The organism is uncultured Gimesia sp. (genome assembly GCF_937910335.1).
Classification (GTDB): Bacteria; Planctomycetota; Planctomycetia; order Planctomycetales; family Planctomycetaceae; genus Gimesia.
On sequence record NZ_CALEMX010000212.1, the window covers coordinates 1 to 8569 of the forward strand.

An 8569-nucleotide genomic window follows, 5' to 3' on the forward strand; every position below is an offset into this window, starting at 1 on the left:
CGCATACCGCCGAGAGCAAGCAGAAACAATCCTACCATAATTAAGCTGTAAGTAGATTTCTGCTGTATATCTCTAATTTGATCGAACAACATCTGTGAAACGTTTTGTGGGAGTCCCTGATTGATTGCATTTTCCATGCTGTGAATGAGGCCCTGTATCGGAAGTTGAGCCACGCAGGCGATGATGACGATCAGCAAGGGGATGAGTGTAAAAATTGCATAATAGGCGAATTGCGCGCTGTGGGCGCTAAGCCTGTGTTTATTGTAACCCTTGAACGACCGCAGAATCAGGTCCCAGGGGGTGAGGCCGCCAAACTTCCACATCGCGCGGAAGCCAATTTTACCGAGTTGAATCTGTTCTTGTTCAGTCATGTCGGGCCGTTCATAAGTATTGATATTAAATGCTTTACGATTTCCTTGACACAAAAGTCTAGATCATTCAAGAGATCGTCATAATTTGCATAATCATTAAAGGTTAACATCTGGAATCGTCGATAAAATTGATAATGGGAACTCTTTTCCAAAGGTTCTTTGTATTCAAGCTGATTGCTGTCCCCAGTTTTTAAGTTCAGAGATTAACCGGAAATTAAAATGGATTCTTTGCTGAAGATGTGTGCTGGAATTTTACTTTGTCTGCCTTTATCGGGGTGTGTAGGGCAAGGCTATTATGATCCTTCAACAGGTTTAGTTTCTTGTGGGGATTTCTATGGTCCCACTAACATGGTAGATGATATCAGATGTTCGCTTTCCAAGCACCGCGCACATCGTCTGAATAAACGTTGTTGTAATCCTTGTGGCAGCTGTTGTACTACTTCCTGTGGAAAGTCGCTTCCCGGTTTGCTGGCTTCCGGAACATTTAATTATGGTGGGGACGAGAGCACCTTCGAATCGTATGGCCCGCAAACATATACTACAGATGGCCCGCAAACTTATGCTTCCGAGTCGAGTTGTCCGCATTGCCAATCTGAGGCAGGGACGTTCATGCAGGAATCAAATACGCCCGAATCATACATGCATGAAGGCGTACCGACTCCTCCCACGACTGTTGTTCCTAAAAAAATCAGTCCTGTTCCCGATCATGGTCCAAAAAGTACCCTGCAAACGCCTGCTCCCGCACCTGGGGCAGAAGAGCCGATGTCAAAAGCAACATATGTACCACCGGCATTGTTAAATCCGCCTACTGTCTTACCCAGTTCAGCGGCTCCGCAACAGCAAACACGTCGGGCACAATGGGTTCCTGCACAAATTCACTAAGCGCGATGAATCATCGATCGATTCGAAGAGCGCTTTGAATAGAGTGGTGTGAAGCGGTTATTGCCAGCAGGCACTGGTCTTGAAGGGAGTTGTGGGGTGTATCAACGCGATTCAGGAAATCGATTTTTTCACCAAAAGAGATGCCCCCTCGATGTAAAAGATCTCGCTCTGCTTTTGCTCTGCTTTCTCTGTTTCTCAACAACAGAACTTGAGGCCGCTGTTTATCAAGTGGGCTCCGATCAGGAATATCATCAGGTAGAAAATGTTCCCTGGGAAAAACTGATGGCAGGGGATGAGGTGCATATTCATTGGCGACCTCAACCTTATCATACGAAATGGGTTCTTTGTTGCAGAGGAACGAAAGACAAGCCCATTGTGATTAAAGGAATTCCTTCTGCGCAGGGGGAATTGCCTGTAATCGATGGACGTCGTGCGATGACGCGCCCGCAATTGCGATATTGGGGAGAGCAGCGTGGGATCATTAAAATCGGCGGTGCACGAGATCCTGCTGATACGATGCCCGCCTATATCGTAATTGAGAATCTAGATATTCGCAGTGCGCGGCCCTCCTTTTTCTATTTTAACTCAGAGGGGCTCCAGAAGTATTTTAAAAATGCAGCAGCCATCTTTATTGAAAAAGGGGAGCATATTACGATTCGAAACTGTTTCCTGCACGATTGCGGCAATGGTCTTTTTGTGGCTTATGATACGAAAGAGATCTTGGTTGAAGACTGTTCCATTTACCATAATGGCATTGCAGGCAGTTATTATGAGCACAATGTTTATACGGAGGCAGCCGGGATCACTTTTCAGGGAAATTATCTTGGCCCATTACGGAAAAGATGTCTGGGAAATAATCTCAAGGATCGTTCTGCCGGCCTGATCGTACGTTATAACTGGATCGAAGGGGGCAATCGCCAGTTAGATCTTGTTGATTCGGAGGGAGGAGACATCATTCGCTACGATCCCCGCTACCGGACTACTTACGTTTATGGCAATGTACTTGTCAAACAGAAAGAAGATCCAAACAGTCAGGTGATTCATTATGGCGGCGATAGTGGCGATGAAGATGCGTATCGAAAAGGGACGCTGTTTCTTTTTAACAATACGGTTGTTTCCCGGCGCGCGTCAACAACTTTAGTCAGGTTGTCTACCAATGGAGAACACCTGGACTGCCGTAACAATATCTTATTTACATCTCAAGCAGGCAGCAGTTTTGCGATTCTGGATGAATTGGGAACAGCGAGTCTGAGTTTTAACTGGCTAAAAAAAGGTTGGAAGACGGCACATTCCCGTCGTACTGGGAACGTAGATTCAGAAGCGGAAATCTATTCAGAAAATGATCCTGGTTTTCAGAATGCTGAAAAGAATCTATTTTTTCTCACTCCGAAATCAGCCTGTCTCAATAAATCCGGTTCGTTGCCAAAAACGATTCAAAATAATTATCCGATCCTAAAACAGTTTCATGGACCGCGGGGAACAAAAACACGCCCCGTAGATTCATTAAAAGATCTAGGGGCATTGGGAAGAGAGTCGGAGAAGAAATAGATCTCTAACTAGTGAATCATTTGAACTGATTTGCGACCTCGACCAGAGTTTTAACCATGCAGCCTGTACCGCCTCCTTCGCGACAGGGTTGATTCGCTGAAGCAAAAGCCGGTCCGGCGATATCAAGGTGAACCCATGCCGTTTCACCGACAAAGTTTTCCAGAAACTTGGCGGCGGTAATGGCGCCTCCCCAGCGTGTTCCGATATTTTTCAAATCTGCGACATCGCTTTTTAGTTGTTCTGCAAATTGCGGAAACATGGGCATTTCCCAGACATCTTCACCGCTGGATTTTGCAGCATCTTGAACTGCTTTTGACCAATGATCATCGTTGGAAAAAACACCGGTGACTTCTTCACCCAGCGCGACGACACAAGCACCTGTCAGTGTGGCAAGGTCGATGATTTTCGCTGCTCCTCGATCGGTGGCCAGAGTCAGTACGTCTGCCAGTACGAGTCTGCCTTCGGCATCGGTATTGAGCACTTCAATCGTCTTGCCGTTTCGCGCTGTGAGGACGTCTCCCAGTTTATACGAGGAACCATTTACCATGTTTTCGACCAGGCCCATGTATCCGACAACATTGACGGGCAACTTGAGCCGAGCGATGGCGGTCATGGCTCCCAAGACTGCGGCGGCACCACCCATATCGCACTTCATGGTTTTCATACCATCACTAGGCTTTAGAGAGAGTCCACCACTGTCGAATGTCACACCTTTACCAACGAGTGCCAGAGTTGGTGCGGAAGGATCGCCTCCCTGATGTTTGAGAATGGCCAGACGCGGTGGTTGATCACTGCCTTGTGCGACTGCCAGCATCGATCCCATTTTTTCCTGTTTGAGCTGACTCTCATCGAGAACCTCAGATTCCAGACCGTATGTTTTTGCGATTTCAACAGTACGGTCGGCAAAACTGATGGGGAAAATATCGCTAGCATGGCGGTTTACCATTTCGCGTGCCAGATTTATGGATTCACCTAGGATCAATCCCTGTTCAACGGCCTGCTCGCAGGTTGACTGATCAGCAGAGTTGGTGCCCACGATGAGAATATCCTGGAAGGGATGTCGTGCTGCTTCCTCGCGGTATATGTCCTGGCCGACTGAACCGACTACCATTGATGTGCTGATCACACGCGATGCTTCGCTAGCTGTCACTGAGGTCTCTCCCAAATCGGGAAGTGGGACTGCGATGCGTGTATTTTGTTTGGTGGAAATCGTGCGGGCAGCTGTCATCATGGATTTTTCCAATGAAGACAGTGAAACATCGGCCTTTGGTCCCAGGCCAACCAGCAGGATGCGCGGCGTCGGAATTTCGGTTAAACCGAGTAGTGAAGATGTTGTCGCCTGCTTGCCCGTGAAATCTTCACTTTCTATCAAACGGGTGATGAGTCCCGCTAATGATTTATCTAGTTTTGCAACCGCCTCGGTGAGAGGAGCGGATTCGATCAGACCAATTACCAGCCAGTCAGCGGAGAGCGATGAAATTGATTCATTCGTAAATTGCGTACCCATTAGTTCTTCAAATCCCTTTATCGTAAGGTCACTTCAGATTAAGATAAGTTGATTCCACAGTTTAACAAGTTCGGAGTAAAAACCAAATGAGAGATATCAGAATCGCTGCTGCCCAGTTTGAAAACCGAAATGGAGACAAAGCCTACAATCTGCAGCGAATTCGTGAATTATCGAAACAGGCAGTGGAGCAGGGGGCGGAAATTGTCAGCTTTCATGAATGTTGCATCCCCGCTTACACGTTTGTGCAACCATTTTCGATGGATGAATTGAGTTCTCTCGCTGAATCAGTTCCCGATGGGCCGAGCACTCAGGAGTTGATGAAGATCTCTCAGGAAGTGGGCGTTCCGCTCCTGGCTGGTCTGTTAGAACTGGATCAGGGAAAAGTTTATAACACATATATTTGCGTTGACGGAACAGAATTGGTCGCCCGCTATCGTAAGTTGCATGCGTTTGTGAATTCTCATATCTCTTCTGGTGATGAATACGTTGTGTTTGATGTGCGCGGTTGTCGTTGTGGAATTCTGATTTGTTATGATAACAACATCATTGAGAATGTCCGCATGACAACCATGCTGGGAGCCGACATTATTTTTATGCCGCATGTGACCTGTTGCCTGCCATCAGTCATGCCTGGCCGTGGACTGGTTGATCCGGAATTGTGGCATAATCGGGAACGTGATCCGGTTCGACTTCGACAGGAGTTCCAGGGACCGAAAGGCAAGGGCTGGTTGATGCGTTGGTTACCCGCTCGCGCTTACGATAATGGTATCTATGCGATTTTCACAAATCCGGTTGGAATGGATGATCAGGAAGTAAAACCAGGGCTTTCGATGATTCTGGATCCGTATGGTGAGATTATTGCAGAGTGTACTAAGTTAGGTGACGATATCGCCATCGCTTTATGCACGGTCGATAAAATATCAAGCTCGGGTGGACGCCGTTATCTTCGGGCTCGACGTCCTGATTTATATGGTAAGCTTGCCGAAGCACCCAAAGAACCACCGGTGACTCAACCAGGGTGGGAATTAAAGCCGTCCAGTTAATCTCTTTAACCTGGATTGAGTGCGGGGTCGCTGAAGCCAGCCTCTTCAAATCCTTTGGTGCGTAATTGACACGAATCACAATGGCCGCAAGGTGTGCCATCTGACAGTGGATCGTAGCAGCTATGCGTCAAGCCATAGTCTACACCTAGTTCCATTCCTTTTTTTATGATCTCTGATTTGGTCAGAGAAATGAGCGGGGAATGAATCTTCCATGTACCTGAGTGTTCTACACCTGTTTTCGTTGCCAGGGATGCGACTTTCTCAAAACCTTCGATAAATTGAGGGCGACAATCAGGGTAGCCACTGTAATCGACTGCGTTTACGCCGATAAACAGATCAAAGGCGTTCAGAGTTTCTGCCCAGGCCAATGCAAGAGAAAGAAACACCGTGTTACGTGCGGGAACATAAGTAATGGGGATGCCAGTTTCCAAATCGTGTTCGGAACGGTCTTTGGGAACATCAATATCGGCCGTTAATGCGGAACCACCAAAAACACGCAAGTCTAATGGAAACGTTACATGTTGTTTTACATTGAAAGACTGACAGACATTTTGTGCCGCCTTGAGTTCATGACGATGACGTTGGCCGTAATCGAATGAAAGCGCATATAACTCAAACCCGGCAGCGGCGGCAATCGCCAGGGTCGTCGCAGAATCGAGCCCGCCACTGACTAGAATGATGGCTTTGCGAGGATCATTGGTCATTGATGTTTCTACTCCTTGAATGATAGCGCTTTAAAAAAAGAAAACTATCAGGAGCGATTCGTGGTTGCAATCCCTTCGGAAAGATCGATTTGAAAATTCCTTAACTGGCAGGGAAAATAATGATTCCACGTTCTCAGATCGTACATTGATTAAAAAAGGCCATCAATGATAGTACCAGAGGAAATGGGAGTCGGCCGAGTCAGGCGGGGGAAGAAGGTCAGATGTGGATCGATGCCCAGCGCATGGTAGATTGAGGTCGCAAAGTCCTCGGGACGATACGGACGAGTGCTGGGCAGGCTTCCTTTTCGATCTGTGGCACCAATGACGACACCACGTTGAACAGGACCACCCGCCATCAAGACACTTCCGGCATTCGGATAGTGGTCACGCCCCGATGTCGCATTGATCTTTGGAGTCCGGCCGAATTCTCCCATTGCTACGACGAGTGTTGTATCTAGCAAGCCTCGTTCATCAAGGTCATCCAGTAAGGTGGAGAGTGACATATCTAACTGTGGCAGGTTTCCTGGTCCGGAATAGCTGTGCCATCTTTTATTGCCGGGCATACCTGCTGGACGATTGGAAAAAGACATCATCGAATCAAACAGCCAGCCATGATTATCCCATGTGCCATTGGTTTTGGCCTTTCCGAATAACCCGCCTTGTACGGCCTGATTGATGGTGACAAAACGTGCTCCCGCTTCAATCAACCTGCGGGCAAGTAGTACCCGACGACCATAGATATTATCGCCGTAACGTTCGCGAGTTTGAACGGATTCGTCATCCAGATTAACGGCTTTCTGCATCGCGCCGCTGGTGAGCATCGAAATGGCTTCATCAGTGAATTTATCCACCGATTCCAGTTGCGAGTTTTTCACAGCCTGTAATCGGCTGAGATTTTCTAACTGTGACAACATCGAAAGTCGATCTTCAAATCGAACTCGGGAAAGATTCAGTCCTCCCAGTTCCATTTCCGGTTTTTGCGGATCGCCTTTGAGATCGAATGCAGAATAGGCTGTTCCCAGATATCCGGGAGGATTGGTATAGCGGGCGGCAACTGGCAAACCCAGATGGGGAGGCATGCCTTTCACACGGCTTCCCTGTAACGCAGAAACAAGACAGCCAAAATTCGGAAAATATTGTTTGCCTACAGGTGCAAATCCACTTGCCACATGTTGTGAACCGAAGAGATGTGACCCGGTCTTGCCTTGCCAGGAGCGGATGATGGCTACTTTGTCCATCCGGCTAGCCATCAGTGGTAGTTTTTCGCTGATGAATGTTCCTGGTACATTGGTAGATGTCGGTTTCCAGGGGCCACGAATTTCTGCAGGCGCATCTGGCTTGGGGTCGAACGTCTCAAAATGACTCGGACCGCCGGCTAAAAAAATGAAAATGCAGGAAATGTCTCGTTTGTCGGAACTGGCGGCTGCTTGAAGGAACTGTGGCAAGTTCAAACCGAACAGGCCGACACCGATTTGCATCGCCTGTCGTCGATTTAATAAATGTGGAGCGCACATTCCATTATGAATTACTTCTGACATCGGTTCGGCCATCGGGTAAATTTGCGGAAGAGAGTTGGTGTGCTTCAAACACAAATTTTACCATGAAAATCGTAGAGAGGCCAGACATAAATCAGTCGATATATGTTAAATACGGTCAGAGCCCTGCCGATTTTGGCTTGATTTCCTGTGTGTTTCATCAGATCTCAGTAGAAAACCGTGATCGAATCCGCTTGAGTTACCAGGGAAAAGAGGGATACATCGAGTTCATCGCGAGTGCGGCATAATATGTTCGGGACCCTGCATATTGATATCCAAAGGGGATAATACGTGGATTATACATGCGATCATAATTGCCAAATCCCTGGAATTGCAGGGAACCAAATCGGAACGAAGGCCGATAACCTTGGTTGTAAAAATAGTTGCCTCGATAGGGAGAGCCGTACCAGTCTGACCGTACAAAATCGCTATACATGTCGAGTGCCGGCGTTGAGTATTGATTCCCATAAGCGTAGTTCAGCAACCAGGGAATTGAGTTCTGGTAGCCATAATACCGGGTTCGTGAAGCCGATCGCTGTTTCAGACGTTGCTGTTTCTTTGGTGAGTCTTTGGGGATGACTCGGGGGGAAATTACAACAGATCCCACTGTTTTTCCAGGGGAACTGCTGAGAGCAGGGCCACTCAGGGCAGGAGAGAGTTTGAAATCGGAATCGTACGAATTCAGAGTGATCCGTGGTGTAATCTGAACAATCCAGGCCTGCTTTGTGTCAGTTTTTGCAGGGATTGTTAAAAGTGGTGAATTTTGATTTTCGGCCAAAATCTCATTGGGAACGCAACCAAACAGGATGCATTCCGCGGCAAGGACTAACGTTAGTAAGTTTTTCATAGCTGCTACTTTTTGAAATCAAAGAGTGAAACGAACGTGGTTTTTTCTTTTTCAAGACATAAAACACTGGTTTCTATCCTAGCAGTCTGTCCGGATATTCCCCTGACCCTGGTTTTCATTACCGAGATGTCG

At 47.4% G+C, this 8569-nt stretch carries 8 protein-coding genes; 3 read left to right on the forward strand and 5 right to left on the reverse strand.

Going from position 1 to position 8569, the window contains the following annotated elements; translation table 11 throughout:
• A partial coding sequence (locus Q0668_RS08220; protein ID WP_298862632.1) for a YhjD/YihY/BrkB family envelope integrity protein occupies nucleotides 1-371 on the reverse strand: 371 nt, incomplete at its 3' end.
• Nucleotides 372-590: 219 nt separating this feature from the next.
• On the opposite strand from Q0668_RS08220, the gene Q0668_RS08225 reads away from it, so the two are divergent.
• Both Q0668_RS08225 and Q0668_RS08230 read left to right on the forward strand, forming a co-directional pair.
• The gene (locus Q0668_RS08225; protein WP_298862635.1) at nucleotides 591-1253 is read left to right on the forward strand and encodes a hypothetical protein; all 663 of its coding nucleotides are present in this window, start codon (nucleotides 591-593) and stop codon (nucleotides 1251-1253) included.
• A gap of 96 nt (nucleotides 1254-1349) precedes the next feature.
• Nucleotides 1350-2801 carry a right-handed parallel beta-helix repeat-containing protein gene (locus tag Q0668_RS08230; RefSeq protein ID WP_298862638.1) on the forward strand — a complete coding sequence of 484 codons (1452 nt, stop codon included), beginning with the start codon at nucleotides 1350-1352 and terminating at the stop codon, nucleotides 2799-2801.
• A gap of 16 nt (nucleotides 2802-2817) precedes the next feature.
• Here the strand turns inward: Q0668_RS08230 and Q0668_RS08235 are convergent, their stop codons facing one another.
• Nucleotides 2818-4308 carry a leucyl aminopeptidase gene (locus Q0668_RS08235; protein WP_298862641.1) on the reverse strand — a complete coding sequence of 497 codons (1491 nt, stop codon included), beginning with the start codon at nucleotides 4306-4308 and terminating at the stop codon, nucleotides 2818-2820.
• 86 nt (nucleotides 4309-4394) lie between these two features.
• Between Q0668_RS08235 and Q0668_RS08240 the strand changes: the two genes are divergently transcribed.
• On the forward strand, nucleotides 4395-5351 hold the full coding sequence (locus Q0668_RS08240) for a nitrilase family protein (RefSeq protein ID WP_298862644.1): 957 nt from the start codon (nucleotides 4395-4397) through the stop codon (nucleotides 5349-5351).
• A 5-nt stretch (nucleotides 5352-5356) separates the two neighbouring features.
• On the opposite strand, the gene queC is transcribed toward Q0668_RS08240, so the two are convergent.
• The 3 genes from queC to Q0668_RS08255 form a co-directional block, all read right to left on the reverse strand.
• Entirely contained in the window at nucleotides 5357-6055 is a 699-nt protein-coding gene (queC, locus tag Q0668_RS08245; RefSeq protein ID WP_298862647.1) for a 7-cyano-7-deazaguanine synthase QueC, read from the reverse strand.
• A 149-nt stretch (nucleotides 6056-6204) separates the two neighbouring features.
• Nucleotides 6205-7593 carry a DUF1501 domain-containing protein gene (locus tag Q0668_RS08250; RefSeq protein ID WP_298862650.1) on the reverse strand — a complete coding sequence of 463 codons (1389 nt, stop codon included), beginning with the start codon at nucleotides 7591-7593 and terminating at the stop codon, nucleotides 6205-6207.
• A 196-nt stretch (nucleotides 7594-7789) separates the two neighbouring features.
• Entirely contained in the window at nucleotides 7790-8437 is a 648-nt protein-coding gene (locus Q0668_RS08255; protein WP_298862653.1) for a hypothetical protein, read from the reverse strand.
• Nucleotides 8438-8569: the final 132 nt, after the last annotated feature.